We start from the raw sequence: 19037 nt of genomic DNA, 5'->3' as shown, positions 1-19037 counted from the left end.
CGCCCCATGAGTGAACATCACCACCACCACGATCACGACCATTCCGAGCTGTCCGAGACCGAGCTGCGGGTGCGTGCACTCGAGACGATCTTGACGGAAAAAGGCTATGTCGAGCCGGCTGCGCTCGATGCCATCATCCAGGCCTATGAGACCAAGATCGGCCCGCACAATGGCGCGCGCGTCGTCGCCAAGGCCTGGACCGATCCGGCCTTCAGGAAGGCGCTGCTGGAGGACGGCTCGAAGGCGATCGGCACGCTGGGGCACGTCAGCCGCGTCGGGGATCATCTCGTCGTGGTCGAGAACACAGCTGAGCGCCACAACATGGTCGTGTGCACGCTGTGCTCCTGCTACCCCTGGGAAATGCTGGGGCTGCCGCCGGTCTGGTACAAGGCAGCGCCCTACCGCTCCCGCGCGGTGAAGGATCCGCGCGGGGTGCTCGCCGATTTCGACGTCAGCCTGCCGAAGGACATGGAAATCCGGGTGTGGGACTCGACCGCCGAGACGCGTTTTCTGGTGCTGCCGATGCGTCCAGAAGGCACGGAAGGCTGGAGCGAGGAGCAGCTCGCCGAGCTCGTCACACGCGATTCCATGATCGGCACCGGCTTCCCGAAAACGCCGGGAGCGCCGTCATGAACGGCGTGCACGACATGGGCGGCATGGACGGGTTCGGCAGGGTCGAGCCCGAGCCGAACGAGCCGGTGTTTCACGAGGAGTGGGAGTCCCGTGTGCTGGCCATGGTGCGCGCGATGGGCGCGGCCGGCGCCTTCAACATCGACACCTCGCGCTTCTATCGCGAGATGATCCCGCCGCACGTGTATCTGTCGAGCTCCTACTACAAGAAATGGTTTCTCGGGCTCGAGGCGATGCTGATCGAGAAAGGCTACCTCACGCGCGAGGAGGTCGCCGCCGGCCATGCGATGCAGCCTGCAAAGGCGCTCAAGAATGGCAAGCTGAAGCGCGACGATGTCGAGCGCACCATGGTGCGCGGCAAGTTCGCCCGCCCTGCTCCGGCCCCGGCAAAATTCAACATCGGCGACCGTGTGCGTGCGAAGAACATTCATCCGACGACGCACACAAGACTGCCGCGCTATGTGCGCGGCCACGTCGGCATCGTCGCACTGAACCATGGCTGCCACGTGTTTCCGGATTCCGCGGCGATGGAGCTCGGCGAAAATCCGCAATGGCTCTACACCGTCGTGTTCGAGGGTCGCGATCTCTGGGGCGCGGATGGCGATCCGACCCTGAAAGTGTCGATCGACGCGTTCGAGCCGTATCTGGACCCGGCGTGATGAGTGGTGACGCTGCTGCCGCCGCGGCGGCGGCTATCCCAAGCATTCCGCGCGATGACGACGGCCCGGTGTTCCGTGCGCCGTGGGAAGCGCATGCCTTCGCGATGGCCCTGAGCCTGCACGACCGCGGCGTGTTCACCTGGCCGGAATGGGCGGCCGCCTTGGCCTCCGAGATCAAGCGCGCGCAGGCGGCCGGCGATCCCGATACGGGCGAGACCTACTATTTGCACTGGCTCGCCACGTTGGAGGGCCTCGTCGCGCGCAAAGGCGTCGCGTCCGTGGAAACCTTGCATCGCTACCGCAACGCCTGGGACCACGCGGCGGATCGCACGCCGCACGGCAAGCCGATCGAGCTTAAGCCGGAGGATTTTCGCTAGCTGTCGCCACGTCCGTCGTTGCGAAGCAAGGTGATGCTTTGCAGTTCACTCTCGTGTCCCGGACAAGCTGCAACGCGCAAGCGTTGCGGCGCAGAGCCGGGACCCAGACGGCGACACGATACGCTATGGAAGCATGGGCCCCGGCTCTGCAGCGCACCGCTGAAGGAGCGCTGCGCTGCGTCCGGGGCACGAGAGGAGTACGGCGAGGCCTTACCGCCCCGCCACAAACTCCCGCCACCCCTTCGCCCGCAGGCTGCACGCCGGGCACTCGCCGCACCCATAACCCCAATCATGCTGCGCGCCGCGTTCGCCGAGATAGCAGGTGTGCGATTGCTCGCGGATGAGATCGACCAGCCCCTCGCCTCCGAGGTCATGCGCGAGCTGCCAGGTCGTGGCCTTGTCGATCCACATCAAGGGCGTGTGCAATTCGAACTTCCGGGCCATGCCGAGCGAGAGCGCGGCCTGCATGGCGCGGATGGTGTCGTCGCGGCAATCGGGATAACCGGAATAGTCGGTCTCGCACATGCCGCCGACGATGTGGCTGATGCCACGCCGGTAGGCCAGCGCCGCCGCAAAGGTCAGGAACACCAGGTTGCGGCCGGGCACGAATGTATTGGGCAGGCCGTCGGCGCCCATCGCGATCGCGACGTCGCGCGTCAGCGCGGTCTCGGACACGTCGGCCAGCGTCGGGATCGAGAGCGTATGGCTCTCGCCGAGCTTTGCGGTCCAGTCCGTGCGCAGGCCCTTGATGCCCTCGAACAGCCGGTCGCGGCAGGCAAGCTCGATGGCGTGGCGCTGGCCGTACTCGAACCCCAGCGTCTCCACCCGCGCGAAGCGGCTCAGCGCCCAGGCGAGGCAGGTGGTGGAATCCTGGCCGCCGGAGAACAGCACCAGCGCGGTTTCTGATGAAAATGCGTCACTCATGGCCCGCGCTTTAGCATTGCGGGACGAGCGCGCCAATCGGTGGAAATCGGCTTGTTCCGTCGCGCCCGGCTGGGAACGGCGGCCTGCATTTGGCATAAGGTTTTGGACCCAGGAGACTGCCCCGCAATGACCCCTTCCCGCGACATTTCCCGCCTGATCGAGATCATGGCGGCGCTGCGCACGCCGGTGACCGGCTGCCCCTGGGACCTCGAGCAGGATTTCGCGACCATCGCGCCCTACACGATCGAGGAAGCCTATGAGGTGGTCGAGGCCATCAGCCGCGGCGATCTCGACGATCTGCGCGAAGAGCTCGGCGATCTCCTGCTCCAGGTCGTGTTCCACGCCCAGATGGCGTCCGAGCAGAACGCCTTCGCATTCGGCGACGTGGTCGAGGCCATCACGCGAAAAATGATCCGGCGCCATCCCCATGTCTTCGTCGACAAGGACGGCAATCTCGCCTCCTCCCACGTCAAGGAAGTCTGGGACCGCATCAAGGCGGAGGAAAAAGCCGAGCGTGCCGCGCGCCGGCCGCCGGAGGCAACGCCGGCGCACAAATCGCTGCTCTCAGGCGTCAAGGCCGGCCAGCCCGCGCTGACCCGCGCCATGGAGCTGCAGCGCAAGGCCTCCACCGTCGGCTTCGACTGGAACGACCCGCGCGCGGTGCTGCAAAAAATCCGCGAGGAAGCCGACGAGATCGAGGCCGCGCTCGACCGCAACGACAAGCAGGAGATTGCGGAAGAGACCGGCGACCTGATGTTCGCCCTCGTCAACCTCGCCCGCCATGTCGACGCCGATCCGGAGGCCGCACTGCGTGCGACGAATGCAAAGTTCGAGCGGCGCTTTGCCTATATCGAGCGTGCGCTGGAGGCGCAGGGCCGCACGCTCGAACAGGCGTCGCTGGCGGAGATGGATGCGTTGTGGAACGCGGCGAAGACGGCGACCTGAAACGAGGGCACGCAGTGGACATCAGGCAGGACAACCCGAAGGCGCCGCATGTCGCCGACTTGTTGGCACATCACCTCGAAGAGCTCCGCAGCGTCATGGGCGAGCACGCGCAGGCATTGGACGCGAGCGGTCTTTCGGCTCCGACCGTAACGTTCTGGACCGCCTGGCAGGGCAACGTGCTGGCTGGCTTCGGGGCCCTGAAGCAACTGGATGAGACGCATGGCGAGGTGAAGTCGATGCGCGCCGCGCCCACCGCGCGGCGGTCTGGGGTCGGGCGAACCATTCTGCACCACATCATTGCCGAAGGCCGCAAGCGCGGATATTCGCGTCTCAGCCTGGAGACCGGCACGGCGCCGCTGCACGTGCCGGCCGTCGCGCTCTACCGCAGCGCCGGCTTCGTATCCTGTGAGCCGTTTGCCGACTATCAGGCAAGCCCGCACAACCAGTTCATGAGCCTCGACCTGTCGAGGTGATTTTCGACGTGCGCCTCCACCGTCGTCCTGGCGAAAGCCAGGACCCATTACCCCACAAGGGAATTTGGCGAAGGCTCGAAGTTGAATATTCGTCGGTACGGAGACCGCCTGCCTCGATAGGTCACGCGGTATGGGTCCTGGCTTTCGCCAGGACGACTACGGGGCTGACAGATGCGGCACCGCGTCGAACCTCGACACCACGATATCCCGCTTGGTCTCGTCCACCCGCACCGTCATATCAAAACGGCCGTCATGCAGCTCCTTGGCCAGCACCTCGGAATTGCGGTGCAGCCAGCTGATGCCGGCGCCGTCTGCGGCGTCGATGGAGAGGTCGAGCGTGGTGCGTTTTGCGGCGAGGCGTTCCTCGATCGCGGCGAGCAGCGCGTCGACCCCCTCGCCTGATACGGCCGAGACCAGCATGGCCGGATGATCCTCCGGTCTGCGCGCCGCGATGTTCAGAAGCTCTTCGCGCTGCTCGGAATCGTAGCGGTCGATCTTGTTCCAGACCTCGATGATGCGGCCGGAATCATCAGGATTGATGCCGAGCTGGCGCAGCACGGCGTCGACGTCGCTCTGCTGCGCCTCGGCATCCTCGTGCGAGATATCGCGCACATGCAGGATGACGTCGGCCTCCAGCACCTCCTCCAGCGTGGCGCGGAAGGCGGCGACGAGCTGTGTCGGCAGGTTGGAGATGAAGCCGACCGTGTCCGACAGCATCGCCTTGCCGCCGTGCGGCAGGTTGAGGGCGCGCAAGGTCGGATCGAGTGTCGCAAAAAGCATGTCCGCCGCTTGCACGTCGGCGCGCGTCAGGCGGTTGAACAGCGTCGACTTGCCGGCATTGGTGTAGCCGACCAGCGCGACGACGCGATACGGCACGCGCTGGCGGCCGGCGCGATGCAGGCGCCGGGTTGCCTGCACCTTCTTCAGCTCGCTCTCGAGCTTGGAGATGCGCTCCTGGATCAGGCGGCGGTCGGCCTCGATCTGCGTCTCGCCGGGGCCGCCCATGAATCCGAAGCCGCCGCGCTGGCGCTCCAGATGGGTCCACGAACGCACGAGGCGCGAGCGCTGATAGTTGAGATGCGCAAGCTCGACCTGGAGCGAGCCTTCCTTGGTCTTGGCGCGACGGCCGAAGATTTCCAGGATGAGCCCGGTGCGATCGAGCACCTTGGCATGCAATTCCTTCTCGAGGTTGCGCTGCTGGATCGGCGCCAGCGCGCAATCCATCACCACGAGCTCGACGTCGAGGCTCTTGGCCAGTGCGGCGATCTCCTCGACCTTGCCCTTGCCGATATAGGTGGCGGGGCGGATCTGGCTGATCGGCGCGATGATCGCATCGGCAATGACGAGGTCGATCGCGCGCGCGAGGCCGGCGGCTTCGTCGAGCCGGGCCTCGGCGTCGCGCACGACATGACTCTCCGATTGCGCGTCAGCATTGCCCGCGCGCGCGCGCAAGTAGGGGCCGATGACAAGCACCCGCCCCGTCTGCTTAGCCCCTGCCGGCCGCGAACGGTCGGCATCCCCGTCGAAATTCCGGGGTTCCAATCAGAGCACTCTCAAGCCGGCTGATCCTCGCCGCCTTCGAACAACTGGATCGGTGCGCCCGGCATGATGGTCGAGATCGCATGCTTGTAGACAAGCTGCGAATGACCGTCGCGCCGAAGCAGCAAACAGAAATTGTCGAACCAGGTCACGATGCCCTGGAGCTTCACTCCATTGACCAGAAAGATCGTCAGTGGCGTCTTGGTTTTGCGAACGTGATTGAGGAAGGTGTCCTGTAGGTTTTGTGCGCGGTCTGCCGCCATTGTTTTTTTCTCGCTTTGAGTTTCTTTTTATTGCGCCGGTCGCGGCCCTCTTTGTGAAATTCGGGGCCTCTCCCGGTTGCCGTTCCTCATGAGATCCCCCTCGGAAGGAACAGCTGCGCAATTAGAGGACACGCGGGCTTATTAGGCAAGCCGCTTGACGCGGCAGCAGGTGCCGTATTGCCCCGAAAAACTACGGAAATCGATGATTTTCCTCGCCTAACCCTAGGGTTTGCCTGCAACGCGCGGCGCTGAAGCCACGTGCCGACGAAATCGGAACGTGGGCTCCAGATTCATGTTTCGACGCGCGCATTCTGTATGCGGGCCGGTATCCAACTTCGCTCGAACGCTCTAGCCGACACCAAGCGCCTTCAGCTTCCGATGTAGTGCCGAACGTTCCATGCCAACGAACTCGGCTGTACGAGAAATATTTCCTGAAAAACGGCTGATCTGTGCAATCAAATAGTCGCGCTCGAACACTTCGCGCGCTTCGCGCAGCGGCAGGCCCATGATGTGCTCGCCATTGTTGCTGGTCGGCATCGCCGGCACCATGGAGCCGACGTCCTGCGGCAGCATGTCGGCGGTGATGATCACCTCCGGTCCGCCCGCGGCCAGAATCATGACCCTCTCAACGTTGTTGCGGAGCTGGCGCACGTTGCCCGGCCAGACGTGCGATTGCAGCACCGCCATCGCATCCTGCCCGATCTGCCGCTTGGGCAGGCCGCTGCCGGCCGAAATCTGCTCCATGAAGTAGTCGATCAGTTCCGGAATGTCCTCGCGCCGCTCGGAGAGCGCAGGCACGCGGATCGGCACCACCGAGAGCCGATGATAGAGGTCCTCGCGGAAATGGCCCGCCGCGATCTCCTCTTCGAGATTGCGCGCGGTCGAGGAGATGATGCGCACGTCGACCTGCACCTTGGCGGTGCCACTGACGCGTTGGAACGACTGCTCGACCAGCACGCGCAGGATCTTGTTCTGGGTCTCGCGGGGCATGTCCGCGATCTCGTCGATGAACAGCGTGCCGCCATGGGCTTCCTCGAGCGCGCCGGGCTTGCGCGGCTGCTCGCCATTGGACTGCTCGACGCCGAACAGCTCGTGCTCCATCCGCTCCGGCGTGATCGCCGCGGCGTTGATGACGACGAAGGGACCGTCGGCGCGGCCCGAGGCCGTGTGCAGCGTGCGCGCGGTCAGCTCCTTGCCGGCGCCGGCGGGGCCGACGATCAGGATGCGGCTGTTGGCCTTGGCCGCACGCTCGATGGTCTGGCGCAGCTGGTTCATGCTGGGCGAGCGCCCGACGAGCTGGCTGGCGCTCGGCGCCAGCTGCTTCAGCTCCTTGACCTCGCGCTTGAGCCGCGAGTTCTCCAGTGCGCGGTTGGCGACCAGGATCAGCCGGTCGGCCTTGAACGGCTTCTCGATGAAGTCGTAGGCGCCGCGCTTGATCGCGGCCACCGCGGTCTCGATGTTGCCGTGGCCGGAGATCATCACGACCGGCAGATCGGCGTTGTCCTTCTTGACCTGCTCCAGCAGCTGCAAGCCGTCGAGCTTGGAGCCCTGCAGCCAGATGTCGAGGAACACCAAATGCGGCCTGCGGTTGGCGATCTCGGCAAGCGCCGTATCGCTGTCGCGTGCGGTCCGGGTCACGAACCCCTCGTCTTCGAGAATGCCCGCAACGAGATCCCGAATATCGGCCTCATCATCGACAATCAGAATTTCACTAGCCATGGGTCGCGCCTGTCTTGTCAGCTGCCTGTTGAGGCTTCGATTTTCGGTGAATCATTGGTCTTTTCTTCCGGCTCTTTGGTTCCGGCAGCCGGCTCTTTTGTTTCCGGATCCTTGGCGATTTCAGTGACCGTTTCGCTGACGGCCGGCGTCTGCTCGGCCGTCTCGGCCTTCGCGGGTTGACCGCTGATCGCGAAGCGCATTCGCATCCAGGCGCCGCGCTGGCCTTCACGGAAATCGGAGGCGTCCTTCAGCTCGATGCGGCCGCCATGGTCTTCCAGCACGCGCCCGACGATCGCAAGTCCCAGGCCGGTGCCCTTGGCCCGCGTCGTGACGTAAGGCTCCAGCAGCCGCGAGCGCGCGACCTTGGGCAGGCCGATGCCGTTGTCGATGACGTCGATCAGCACGTCCTCGCCCTGGCGCGACACCACGACGTCGATACGGCCCTTGCCAAGGCCTTCCGGCGGGACCTGCTCGATCGCCTCGGTAGCGTTCTTGACGATGTTGGTGACCGCCTGCGAGATCAGCCGCCGGTCGAACTGGGCGCGGAGCGGATCCTGCTTGAACTCGGCCTCGATATCGATCTCGGGATGGGCGACCTTCATCAGGAACACGGCCTGCCGCACGGTGTCGGCGACGTCCTCGCCTTCCATCACGGGCTTGGGCATCCGCGCGAAGCGCGAGAACTCGTCGACCATGCGCCTGATATCGTCGACCTGACGTACGATGGTGTCGGTGCACTGGTCGAAGATCTGCTTGTCCTTGGCCTCGGTGATGTCCTTGCCGAACTTGCGGCGGATGCGCTCGGCCGAGAGCTGGATCGGCGTCAGCGGATTCTTGATCTCGTGGGCGATGCGGCGGGCGACGTCGCCCCAGGCCGAGGTGCGCTGCGCCGAGACCAGCTCGGTGATGTCGTCGAGCGTGATGATGTAGCTGTCGTGCGGCTGGTTCTTCTCGGCGCTGACGCGGACCGAGAGGTTACGCTCCTGTCCGTCGCGGGTGATCGTGATCTGGCCCTGCACCAGGCGCTGGCTCCCCTCCCGCGCCGTCTTCATCATGTCGTCGAGCTCGGGCAGCACGTCGGAGAGCGGATGGCCCAGCGTCTCCGCTTCGGAGTGTCCGATCAGCTTCTCGGCAGAGCGATTGAGGATGCCCACGCTGCCCGACGTATCGACGCCGATGATGCCGGCGCTCGCGGACGACAGCACCGCCTCGATGAAGCGGCGGCGGCTGTCGATGAGGTCGCTCGCGTTGACGAGCTCGTCGCGCTGGCTGCGCAATTCCTGCGTCATCTTGTTGAAGGTCTCGCCCAGCTGCGCGAGGTCGCCTTCCGACTGGTACACCGGCACTTTCACATGGAGGTCGCCGGTCGAGACCGTGTGTGCCGCATTCATCAGCCGCCGGATCGGCGAGACCAGCGAGTTGGCGAAGTTCAGGCCGATCAGCACCGAGGCCATCAGGATGGTCAGCGCGATCACCGCGAACATCAGCGCAAAGGCGACCTGGATGCCGAGCCGGCGCGACTCGATCTGGGCATATTCGGCGACGCTCACCTCGGTCTGCTTGAGCTGGTTGACGACATTGGGATCGAGCGGCCGCGCGACGTAAAGGAAGGTGTCGTTGAAGGCGCGCAAACGGATCACCGCAGCCACGAAGCTCGCATCGGGAAGGACCGCGATCTCCGGCTCGGACTCGTTGACGTTGCTGAGGAAGTCCGGCGCGGGCGGCGAATAGGCCAGCCGCATGCCGGTGTCGGCGGACTCCAGGATGTTGGTGTTCTTGTCGATGATCATCGCGCCCGGCAGATTGCGGGAGCCGGCGCTCGACGTCAGCAATTCGCGGAACGAGCGGCGATCCTGGTCGTAGAGCGGCCGGGCATGCGCGATGTCGTTGGCCATGCCGAGAATGTCGCCGCGGATCAGCTGCGCATGGTCCTGCATATAGGCCCGCGCGATCGTCAGCGAATTCTGGATCACCTCCTTGGTCGGCCCCGAGAACAGCCGGTCGAGGCCGCGCTCGATGGTGACGTTGGCGACGACGGCGACCAGCACCGCCGGCAGCACCGCCACGATCGAGAACAGGCTGACGATCTGGACATGGAGACGCGCCGCCGCCCGTCCCCGCCGACGGGCCAGGATCAGCTGCCAGAGCTCGCGGATGATGATCCCGACCAGGAGCAGGATCGTCGCCGCATTGATCAGATAGAACGAACGGACGACCGTCGGCGTCGGCTCGATCTGGCTGAGGCCGGTCAGGACCAGGAAGGTCAGGAGCGCCGACAGCAGTGCCAGCGCCACGGCAAAGGGCGCCAGCCAGCGCCGCACCGACCAGCGCCGGGGCTCTTCCGCTGGGGCCGTGTCAAAGGATGCGGCCGAGGTATCTGCGCTGGTCATTCCGACAATGGTGCTGAAAACGGGGTCCGCGGCGGGCGGATACTGATGTATTCGTACCACATTGTTGCCGAATTGCGACAATTCCGCGGCGCCTGTCCCGCGGCGGACCGGCGCATCCACAGGGCATGCGGGGCCAGCGGGAACGGATTCCCGCTTTCCGGTTTGCCCCGACATGGACCGCTTCTTTCTCGCGATCATGGTTTCGGCTGTGCTGCTGCTGATCGTGGCCTCTGACCTCTTGGTCAATGGCCCGGGCATGCAAGCGCCGGCGGACGTCGCCATGCTGCCGGCAACAGGTCGCCTGGTCAGATAGGTACGACGCCGCGCCCGATCGCCTCATGACGAATTTGAAGGGTCCGGCGGAACATTTCGATGCGATTCGGACTTCTGCTCACCGCGCCAGCCACAACGGCCAGCGCGATCCGGACAGGCTCAGCTCCGCTGTGGTAGGGGGAGCTGAGCCACCGTTCGACCAGGAAGATCAGCCCCCGCTCCGATAGACCTGGATATCGAGATCCCGGATCTTCTTCCGCAGCGTGTTGCGGTTGAGGCCGAGCAGGTCGGCAGCGCGGATCTGGTTGCCGCGGGTGGCGGCAAGCGCGGCCGTGAGCAGCGGAACCTCGATCTCCTTGAGGATGCGGTGATAGAGGCCGGGCGGCGGCATGCCGTTTGGAAAGCCCTGGAAGTGCGAGGACAGATACGCCTCCACCGCGCCGCCGAGATTGTCGACGCCCTGCTGGACCGCTGCACCCGGGCTGACCGTGGGTGGCGCCAGCTCGCCGTCGATGACGGAGCCGGTGATCACGTCCTGCGGATAGAGCGCGGCGAGGCGACGGGCGAGATTCTCGAGCTCGCGCACGTTGCCCGGCCAGCGGTGCTGCTTCATCCGCTCCAGCGCCAGCGTGTCGAGCTTCTTCGGCGGCAGGCCGTCCTTCTCGGCGAGCGCGAAGAAGTGCCGCACCAGATCGGGCAGATCCTCGATGCGCTCGCGCAAGGGCGGCAGCCGCAGCGGCACGACGTTGAGGCGGAAGAACAAATCTTCGCGGAACAGCCCCTGCTGGATCAGGACGCGCAGATCCTTGTTGGAGGCCGCGACGATGCGCACGTCGGTCTTGATCGGCGTGCGGCCGCCGACGGTGGTGTATTCGCCCTGCTGCAGCACGCGCAGCAGACGGGTCTGCGCCTCCATCGGCATGTCGCCGATTTCGTCGAGGAACAGCGTGCCGCCCTCGGCCTGCTCGAACCGGCCCGAGGCGCGGGTGTTGGCGCCGGTGAAGGCGCCGCGCTCATGGCCGAACAGTTCGGACTCGATCAGGTCGCGCGGGATCGCCGCCATGTTGACGGCGACGAACGGGCCGTTGCGGCGCTTGCCGTAATCGTGCAGCGCGCGCGCCACCAGCTCCTTGCCGGTGCCGGACTCGCCCGTGATCATCACGGTAAGGTCGGTCTGCATCAGCCGCGCCAGCACGCGGTAGATTTCCTGCATCGCCGGCGAGCGGCCGACCAGCGGGATCGCCTCCATCTCGGCGTCGTCGTCCGGCGTCGAGACCCGCTCCTTGGGCTCGGCCAGCGCGCGGCCGACGATGGCGATCAGCTCCTTCAGGTCGAAGGGCTTTGGCAGATATTCGTACGCCCCCCGCTCGGAGGCGCGGATCGCCGTCATGAAGGTGTTCTGCGCGCTCATGACGATGACGGGCAGATTCGGCCGCATCTTCTTGATCCGCGGCAGCAGGTCGAAGGCGTTTTCGTCCGGCATCACCACATCGGTGATGACGAGATCGCCCTCCCCCTGGCTGACCCAGCGCCACAGCGTTGCGGCATTGCCGGTGAGCCTGACCTCGTAGCCGGCCCGGGATAGTGCCTGATTGAGAACTGTGCGGATGGCGGTGTCGTCATCAGCAACGAGAATGCTACCTGCGGGCATCGTTAATCCTCATTTTGCCCCCTGTGACGCAGACGACGACTTCCCGGCAGAGCCGTCGCGACTGCTTTGATCGGCATGTTTGACCGATGTGGAATACATCGGCATCAGCACGCGGAAGGTGGTCTTGCGCGGCTGAGACTCGCATTCGATGATGCCCCCGTGATCGCCGACGATCTTTGCGACCAGCGCAAGGCCGAGACCCGAGCCGGTCTGCTTGGTGGTCACGAAGGGATCGAACAGGTTGGGCAGAAGATCGTCCGGCACGCCTGGTCCATTGTCTCTCACGCAGAACTCAAGCGGCAGGGATACCCGGGATTTTTGACCGGGGACTGACAGGCGCACGCCGGGGCGGAATGCGGTGGTGAGCTGGATCTCGGCGTCGGGAACGTCGATCAGCGCTTCGGCGGCGTTCTTCACGAGGTTGAGGAACACCTGGATCAGCTGATCCTGGTTCGCCAGCACCGGCGGCAGCGAGGGATCGTAGTCCTCGATGAAGCGGATGTTGCGGGCAAAGCCCGATTGCGCCAGCCGCTTCACGTGATCGAGCACCGAATGGATGTTGACGGGGCCGCGCACCACGGGGCGCTCGTCGCCGAACACCTCCATGCGGTCGACCAGCGTCACGATGCGGTCGGCCTCGTCGCAGATCAGCCGCGTCAGCATGCGGTCCTCGGAGGAGGCCTGCTGTTCCAGCAGCTGCGCCGCGCCGCGGATGCCCGAGAGCGGATTCTTGATTTCATGCGCGAGCATGGCTGCTAGCGCTATCACCGAGCGCGCAGCGCTGCGGTGGGTGAGCTGGCGATCCATCTTGTCGGCGATGGAGCGCTCCTGGAGCATCACCACGATGTGGCCAGGCCGCTCCGTGAGCGGGGCCACATGCAGGTCGACCTGACGGTCGCCGCCCATGCGCGGCGTGCCGAGATCGACCTTGTATTCATTGACCGGCGAGTTCGACGAGCGCACCTGGTCGATCAGCGCCAGCAACGGACTGCCGAACGGCACCAGCTCCTTCAGCGACTGCCGCTTCAGGAACTGCGTCGAGATATCGAAGAAGGCTTCGGTCGCGATATTGGCGGCGACGATCTTGCCGTCCGGCCCGATCATGAGCACGGGATTGGGAAGCGCATCCAGGATCGCGTCGCTGTCGGACGGAACCGGCCGACGATGTTCAGCGGCTGAGCTCATGCAGCAGCGCTCCATGCGAAGTCGTCGAAGGCATCTTGCAGTGACTGGTGGACGCGGCCCGGATCTTCCGAGGTGAGGATGGTCTGGCGCCAGGATTTCAGCTTCTCGACCGGCGCGCCGCTCGCCTCGGCGGCGACGTCGAGCGCCCAGCCGAGATGCTTGCGGGCGTGCTTGAGGCCGACGCGCAGGCCGTAGAGCGCACAGACGCCCTCATAGAGCGTGCGGACGTATTGGAGTTGCGTCTCGAGCGACGGCGTGGCTTCAGCGGCCCCGCCCTTGAGGCGACGGCCGATCTCGCCAGGCAGCCAGGGCTGGCCGTTCGCGCCGCGGCCGATCATCACGGCATCGGCGCCGGAGGCCTCCAGCGCCGCAAGCGCCTTCTCGTAAGAGGTGATGTCGCCATTGACGACGAGCGGAAGGGAGATGGCTTCCCGCACAGCGCGGATCGCGTCCCAATCGGCCTCGCCCTTATAGAACTGGCAGCGCGTGCGGCCATGCACGGTGACGAGCTGGATGCCGGCCGCTTCCGCGCGCCGCGCCAGCTCCGGCGCGTTGCGGGTGCGGTCGTCCCAGCCGAGCCGCATCTTCAGTGTCACCGGTACCTTCACGGCCGCGATCGTCGCATCGATCAGGCTGACGGCGTGGTCGAGGTCGCGCATCAGGGCCGAGCCCGACTGGCCGCCAGTGACGTGACGGGCCGGGCAGCCCATGTTGATGTCGATGATATCGGCGCCTTCGGCTTCCGCGATCCGGGCGCCTTCCGCCATCCAGTGCGACTCGCAGCCGGCGAGCTGGACCACATGCGGGCCGACCCCGGTGGCTTCGCAGCGCAACCGGGACATCCGATGGCCGTTGGCGAGCTCGTCGCTGGCAGTCATTTCGGAGACGACCAGACCGGCGCCAAGCTCGGCGGCGAGCCGGCGGACGGGCGAGTCAGTCACTCCCGACATTGGCGCCAGGAAGACCGGGGTGGCGACATCAATATCGCCTATTTTCAACGGCTTAGTGCCTGATACTGCCGAGCCGGTCACAGGGGTCTCGTTGACTAGGCAGGGCCTCATCGCGCCTGCCATGATCTATCTTGCGCACAATTCTTGTGCAGTCAAGCGTCATGCCTACAGTTTAGACAGTTCTGCAAATTTTTCAAGTGCAGTGCAGCAAAATGCTGTTTCCCACAATCCGGGGAAACCCCCTTTTTTTGCGGGCCTGCCGTGCTAGAGGCATGCGGCAATCACCCCACTCCCCTGCTCTTCATCACCAATGAGTATTTGAGTCCTATGGCGAAATCACAGCGCACCGCAGTCGTTCTGGTCGCAGCCGGCCGCGGCCTGCGCGCCGGTGCCGGTGGTCCCAAGCAATATCGCGAGATCGGCGGTGTGCCCGTGATCTACCGCGCCATGGAAGCTTTCAGCCGCCATCCCGATGTCTTCGCGGTGCAGCCCGTGGTGAACCCCGACGACAGCGCCATGTTCACGGCCGCGGTCGCAGGGCTCACGCACGAGCCGCCGACCAATGGCGGCGCCACGCGCCAGGCCTCCGTGCTCGCCGGTCTCGAAGCGCTGGCGAGGCTCAAGCCCGATATCGTGCTGATCCACGACGCCGCCCGACCCTTCGTCTCGGAAGGATTGATCTCGCGCGCGATCGAGGCGGCGAGCCGCACCGGCGCGGCGATCCCCGCCATTCCCGTCACCGACACCATCAAGCTCACCGGCGCGAGCGGCCATGTCGAGGACACGCCGGACCGCGCGCGCTTGCGAATCGCGCAGACGCCGCAATCCTTTCGTTTCGACGTCATCCTCGAGGCGCATCGTCGCGCGGCGAAGGACGGACGCAGCGATTTCACCGACGATGCCGCGATTGCCGAATGGGCGGGATTGACGGTTGCAACCTTTGAAGGCGATGTTGCCAATATGAAACTCACCACTCCCGAGGACTTCGTGCGCGAGGAAGCGCGTCTGGCGGCCCAGCTCGGCGACATCAGGACCGGCACCGGCTACGACGTGCACGCCTTCGGCGAAGGCGATCACCTCATGCTCTGCGGCGTGCGCGTGCCGCACACCAAAGGTTTTCTCGCCCATTCCGACGGCGATGTCGGCCTGCATGCGCTGGTCGATGCCATCCTCGGCGCGCTCGCCGACGGCGACATCGGCTCGCACTTCCCGCCGAGCGACGCCAAGTGGAAGGGCGCCTCCTCCGACCAGTTCCTGAAATATGCCATCGAGCGCGTGACGCAGCGCGGCGGCCGCGTCGCCAATCTCGAGGTGACGATGATCTGCGAACGGCCGAAGATTGGCCCCTTGCGCGACACCATGCGCGCGCGCATCGCCGAGATCTCCGGCGTCGACATCTCGCGCGTCGCGGTGAAGGCGACCACCAGCGAGCGGCTCGGCTTCACCGGCCGCGAGGAAGGCATCGCGGCCACCGCGAGCGCCACCATCCGCCTTCCCTGGAGCGTGTAAGGTCATGGGCGGCAGCGACGCACGCGCCCTCTCCCGCTCGCTGCTCGATCTGTGCCGGATGCGCAAGCTGACGATCGCAACGGCGGAGTCCTGCACCGGCGGCCTCGTCGCCGGCGCGCTGACCGACATTCCCGGCTCCTCGGACGTCATCGATCGCGGCTTCGTCACCTATTCCAACGACGCCAAGCGCGCGATGCTGGGGGTCGAAGCCGGCACGCTCGCGAATTTCGGCGCGGTCAGCAAGGAGACCGCGACCGCGATGGCGGTCGGCGCGCTGGAGCGTGCCGGCGTCGACCTCGCGGTCGCCATCACCGGCATCGCCGGCCCCGGCGGCGCCACCCCGGGCAAGCCGGTCGGCCTCGTCCATTTCGCCGCCGCCGCGCGCGACGGCCGTATCATCCATCGCGAGCACCGCTTCGGCGCGATCGGCCGCACCGCCGTGCGTCAGCGCTCCGTCGTCGAGGCGCTGCGCATGCTGATGGACCTCGCCCGCGGCCCGCAGGTCGCGGCCAAGCCGCAACGCACAGCCGCAAGCCGCCTGCGTCCCCGTGTGACCCGCTCGCCGCGCCGGCATGCGGCAAAGCGCCGGCCGCCGCGCTCGCCAAGGGGATGAGGCCGCGTAGCCCGTAGCCCCGCAGCCCGGATGGAGCGCAGCGCAATCCGGGCTACGAGTCTGCGTACGCCGCAAGGTCTCACGCCGCCGCCAGCAGCGCGCTCGCATGATCGAGCACGCATTGCTTGACCGCGTCGGCTTCCGACGGCTTCGCCTTTGCGCTGACGGTCAATTCCAGAATGGGCGATGCCGGATTGGCGACATCGACGACCTTGGAGATGCGGACGGCAGGCTCGGCGTGATCGTCGATGCGGGAATCGTTGCGCAGCTCCTTCAAGATCTGGTCGGCCAGCGCGTTGGCCGATCCGGCCCTGACCGGAAACGTCACCTTCACCTCGCCCGTGCCGGGATAGGCGCTGTGATTGATGATCGCCGCGCCCCACACCTGTCCGTTCGGAAGCAGGATCTGCGTGTTGTCGGGGGCGACCAGCTCGGTCATGAACAGCGACAGCGACCGCACCTTCCCGGCCTTGCCGGCAACCTCGACGTCATCGCCGATGTGGAAGGGCCGGAACAACAGCAGCATCACGCCGGCGGCGAGATTGGAGAGCGTGCCTTGAAGAGCAAGGCCGATGGCGAGGGATGTCGCGCCCAGCACGGCGACGAGGCTTGCGGTCTGGATGCCGAACAGCTGAAGCACGGCGATGCCGACCACCGCCAGCACGCCATAGCGCGCGAGGCTGCCGACGAACAAGGTCACGAGCGGATCGACGCGGTGCGTGACACTGAGCACGCGCGTTGCGAAGCGCTGCATGGCGCCGGACAGATACCACCCGATCGCAAGGAGCAGGATCGCGTAGATCGCATTCAGCCCATACAGGACGAGCGACGCTTTCAGCGTGTCGAAATTGATGATCATGGCGGCTCCAACCGGGACAATCGGTTGAGAACGCGCCGTCGCGGAAAATGATCCCATCGCCGGCTTGCCAATCGTCAAGCACCCGTCGCCGGACCGCATGGGTGAAAGCAACGTGAACGCCGTGGATCGGCCGGCCGGAATCCCGCGTTCACCGCGGGCCCTGATATGGCGTCGTTCGCTCGACCCGATGAATGACGGGGAGTTTTTGCTCGATCGCCTTCGCGAGCACCGTCCCCGTGGTCCGTCCGAGCTCTTTCGCGATCGTCGTAATCGGCTTGGTGCCTGCGAGCATCCTGAGCCGGTTGAGGTCGTCCTCGCTCCACGATTGCTTCCAACGCGCCATGTATCCAGGTCCCGCTAAACAAGCCCCGCGCCCGACTCGGATTTTAGTTGAACATCCCATGAAATACAGCCTTTGCAGGTGTCCGCTCGCGGCAAGGGGTGTTCCGTCATCCCACAGCGTTTTGGCACAAACTGCACTGGTCACGTTCGATCGTGCCGAGTTTGAATTATCGATTGTGCGCCGGGCTTGTGGACGTCCTGCCCATCCCTACAAGCCCTTGTGCTGCCGGTCGGGCAAAACACCCAGCCGGCGGTCAATTGCCGCGCGCGAAAACACTCACCTTTACCGAACCTTTACCGAAATTCTGTTTTGGCGTATTCGCGCATCACCTCATCCCGGCCAAAGGGGCGTATCGCGATCATCACGACACGCGGGACGAGCGGCGGTGGACGCAGGCAGCACCGGCGCGACGGGCATCGCAGGGCGGGAAACCGTGAGCGAGGGCCTTCGCGCACACGACCGGTGTGATCTGCGTACGGCAAAACCGTGTCGTCCCGGCGTCCGGGGTCTGTGCGCCAAGTCTTGTGGTTGCCCCAGGTCTTATGGTTGCGCCAAGTCTTGTGGTGATGTGTGTTGCCCGACCGGGCACGCATGTCAGTCATCCGCAAGGCGACGGGGGCAATAGTGCATCGCGCCCCGGGAGAGCTCGGCATAAGCCGTCAAACCATCGCGCAGGGAAAGGCCGGGTGTTGGGCTTCAGCTGTATGCCGCTGTGCAGCTTCTTTCAGCGCAACCTTCGCACAGTGGGCCGTGGGTGCCAGACGGCACCCGGCCTTCCCTGCGCCCTCTGACATCGGAGGGGCGACACGACGAAGCAAAGCTCGGACAGAAACTGTCGCGAGAGCGCAGTGTTATGTCTGCTTTTCAAAAGGCGCGCAGAACTGGTCGAAATCGATCATAATTTGTCGCGCAACAGCGCGACTAAACGTCATCGGTCTTCTCCGAACTTGCGTACGAAAATATTGGCGCAATAATGCGGCTCTACGTTGTGGCCAGGAATCAACCGGGCTCAGTCTCTGGAGGCCGACGGCGTGTTCGCTCGTGCTACCGCTCTGGCCATTGCCACCTTGACCACCATTGGCGGTGCGGCCGCGCAGACGGCCAACCAGCCGCCGGATACGATGGCGGCGCGGGTCGAGGCGTGCACGCCCTGCCACGGCAACAAGGGCGAAGGCACCAGCGACGTCTATTTCCCGCGCCTCGCCGGCAAGCCCGCCGGCTATCTCTACAACCAGCTCCTCGCCTTCCGCAGCGGCCGGCGCAAATATCCGCCGATGAACTATCTGCTGGAATTCCTGCCCGATCCGTATCTGGAAGCGATGGCGGAGTATTTTGCCGGCGAGCATCCGCCGCTGCCGCAGCCGGCGCCGAGCGAGGTCAGCAAGGAGGTGCTGGCGCAGGGTGAGTTGCTCGCCACCAGCGGCGATGCGGGACGAAACATTCCGGCCTGCGTGAGCTGCCACGGCCCGGGACTGGCAGGCATGCAGCCCGGCATCCCCGGCCTGCTTGGCCTGCGCGCCAACTACATCAGCGCCCAGCTCGGCGCCTGGCGCTACGGCACCCGCACGGCGAAATCGCCCGACTGCATGCAGCTCGTCGCCGGCCATTTGACCGAGGCCGACGTCACCGCAGTCGCGGCCTGGCTCGCGACGCGGCCGGCGCCCGCCAATCCGGCCCCCGTGCCGAAAGGCAGCTACGCGCTGCCGTTCGGCTGCGGCAGCCAGCCCAACTGACG

General features: G+C 65.5%; 19 protein-coding genes. 9 read left to right on the top strand and 10 right to left on the bottom strand.

All coding sequences use genetic code 11. The features are described from left to right. Nucleotides 1-6 precede the first annotated feature (6 nt). From nthA to RAD15_RS25200, 3 genes are read left to right on the top strand one after another with little or no spacing between them, the layout of a single operon-like run. Nucleotides 7-633, top strand: a complete 627-nt coding sequence (gene nthA / locus RAD15_RS25210; protein ID WP_458180889.1) for a nitrile hydratase subunit alpha — start codon at nt 7-9, stop codon at nt 631-633. Continuing rightward, entirely contained in the window at nt 630-1289 is a 660-nt protein-coding gene (gene nthB, locus RAD15_RS25205; RefSeq protein ID WP_458180888.1) for a nitrile hydratase subunit beta, read from the top strand. Before nthA ends, nthB begins: the two co-directional genes overlap by 4 nt. After that, nucleotides 1289-1666: a nitrile hydratase accessory protein gene (locus RAD15_RS25200; RefSeq protein WP_458180887.1), complete on the top strand. Its 378-nt coding sequence runs from the start codon at nt 1289-1291 to the stop codon at nt 1664-1666. The genes nthB and RAD15_RS25200 overlap by 1 nt, the downstream gene beginning before the upstream one ends. Before the next feature lie 210 nt (nt 1667-1876). On the opposite strand, the gene queC is transcribed toward RAD15_RS25200, so the two are convergent. Next, nucleotides 1877-2590 (bottom strand): 7-cyano-7-deazaguanine synthase QueC, encoded by a 714-nt coding sequence (queC, locus tag RAD15_RS25195; RefSeq protein ID WP_458180886.1) that lies wholly within the window; start codon nt 2588-2590, stop codon nt 1877-1879. A 126-nt stretch (nt 2591-2716) separates the two neighbouring features. Between queC and mazG the strand changes: the two genes are divergently transcribed. Further along, on the top strand, nt 2717-3535 hold the full coding sequence (gene mazG, locus RAD15_RS25190) for a nucleoside triphosphate pyrophosphohydrolase (RefSeq protein ID WP_458180885.1): 819 nt from the start codon (nt 2717-2719) through the stop codon (nt 3533-3535). After that, nucleotides 3508-4008: a GNAT family N-acetyltransferase gene (locus RAD15_RS25185; RefSeq protein WP_458180884.1), complete on the top strand. Its 501-nt coding sequence runs from the start codon at nt 3508-3510 to the stop codon at nt 4006-4008. Before mazG ends, RAD15_RS25185 begins: the two co-directional genes overlap by 28 nt. A gap of 156 nt (nt 4009-4164) precedes the next feature. On the opposite strand, the gene hflX is transcribed toward RAD15_RS25185, so the two are convergent. The 4 genes from hflX to RAD15_RS25165 form a co-directional block, all read right to left on the bottom strand. Then, on the bottom strand, nt 4165-5550 hold the full coding sequence (gene hflX / locus RAD15_RS25180; RefSeq protein WP_458180882.1) for a GTPase HflX: 1386 nt from the start codon (nt 5548-5550) through the stop codon (nt 4165-4167). An 11-nt stretch (nt 5551-5561) separates the two neighbouring features. Continuing rightward, nucleotides 5562-5810, bottom strand: a complete 249-nt coding sequence (gene hfq / locus RAD15_RS25175; protein WP_007591126.1) for an RNA chaperone Hfq — start codon at nt 5808-5810, stop codon at nt 5562-5564. A gap of 348 nt (nt 5811-6158) precedes the next feature. Further along, complete coding sequence (gene ntrX / locus RAD15_RS25170; protein WP_458180881.1) at nt 6159-7529, bottom strand: nitrogen assimilation response regulator NtrX; 1371 nt, start codon at nt 7527-7529, stop codon at nt 6159-6161. Between the two features lie 17 nt (nt 7530-7546). Next, nucleotides 7547-9919: an ATP-binding protein gene (locus RAD15_RS25165; RefSeq protein ID WP_458180880.1), complete on the bottom strand. Its 2373-nt coding sequence runs from the start codon at nt 9917-9919 to the stop codon at nt 7547-7549. Nucleotides 9920-10091: 172 nt separating this feature from the next. Here RAD15_RS25165 and RAD15_RS25160 point away from each other — a divergent pair, with 172 nt between their 5' ends. Beyond that, nucleotides 10092-10232: a hypothetical protein gene (locus RAD15_RS25160; protein ID WP_458180879.1), complete on the top strand. Its 141-nt coding sequence runs from the start codon at nt 10092-10094 to the stop codon at nt 10230-10232. A 168-nt stretch (nt 10233-10400) separates the two neighbouring features. Here the strand turns inward: RAD15_RS25160 and ntrC are convergent, their stop codons facing one another. Genes ntrC through dusB form a run of 3 tightly spaced genes read right to left on the bottom strand, consistent with a single transcriptional unit; the run spans nt 10401 to nt 14026 of the window. Then, on the bottom strand, nt 10401-11843 hold the full coding sequence (gene ntrC / locus RAD15_RS25155; protein ID WP_458180878.1) for a nitrogen regulation protein NR(I): 1443 nt from the start codon (nt 11841-11843) through the stop codon (nt 10401-10403). 9 nt (nt 11844-11852) lie between these two features. Continuing rightward, a complete protein-coding gene (locus tag RAD15_RS25150) occupies nt 11853-13028 on the bottom strand; it encodes a two-component system sensor histidine kinase NtrB (RefSeq protein WP_458180877.1) in 1176 nt (391 codons plus the stop codon). Then, entirely contained in the window at nt 13025-14026 is a 1002-nt protein-coding gene (gene dusB, locus RAD15_RS25145) for a tRNA dihydrouridine synthase DusB (protein WP_458181039.1), read from the bottom strand. Before dusB ends, RAD15_RS25150 begins: the two co-directional genes overlap by 4 nt. A gap of 279 nt (nt 14027-14305) precedes the next feature. Here dusB and RAD15_RS25140 point away from each other — a divergent pair, with 279 nt between their 5' ends. Further along, complete coding sequence (locus tag RAD15_RS25140; RefSeq protein WP_458180876.1) at nt 14306-15487, top strand: bifunctional 2-C-methyl-D-erythritol 4-phosphate cytidylyltransferase/2-C-methyl-D-erythritol 2,4-cyclodiphosphate synthase; 1182 nt, start codon at nt 14306-14308, stop codon at nt 15485-15487. Nucleotides 15488-15491: 4 nt separating this feature from the next. Beyond that, nucleotides 15492-16100, top strand: a complete 609-nt coding sequence (locus tag RAD15_RS25135; RefSeq protein WP_458180875.1) for a CinA family protein — start codon at nt 15492-15494, stop codon at nt 16098-16100. A 79-nt stretch (nt 16101-16179) separates the two neighbouring features. On the opposite strand, the gene RAD15_RS25130 is transcribed toward RAD15_RS25135, so the two are convergent. Continuing rightward, nucleotides 16180-16959, bottom strand: a complete 780-nt coding sequence (locus RAD15_RS25130) for a mechanosensitive ion channel family protein (RefSeq protein ID WP_458180874.1) — start codon at nt 16957-16959, stop codon at nt 16180-16182. 148 nt (nt 16960-17107) lie between these two features. Further along, on the bottom strand, nt 17108-17302 hold the full coding sequence (locus RAD15_RS25125; protein ID WP_458180873.1) for a hypothetical protein: 195 nt from the start codon (nt 17300-17302) through the stop codon (nt 17108-17110). Nucleotides 17303-18333: 1031 nt separating this feature from the next. Between RAD15_RS25125 and RAD15_RS25120 the strand changes: the two genes are divergently transcribed. Beyond that, the gene (locus tag RAD15_RS25120) at nt 18334-19035 is read left to right on the top strand and encodes a c-type cytochrome (RefSeq protein WP_458180872.1); all 702 of its coding nucleotides are present in this window, start codon (nt 18334-18336) and stop codon (nt 19033-19035) included. Nucleotides 19036-19037 lie beyond the last annotated feature (2 nt).

Source organism: Bradyrhizobium sp. 14AA, assembly GCF_054185205.1.
This window is presented reverse-complemented; position numbering and strand designations above follow the sequence as displayed.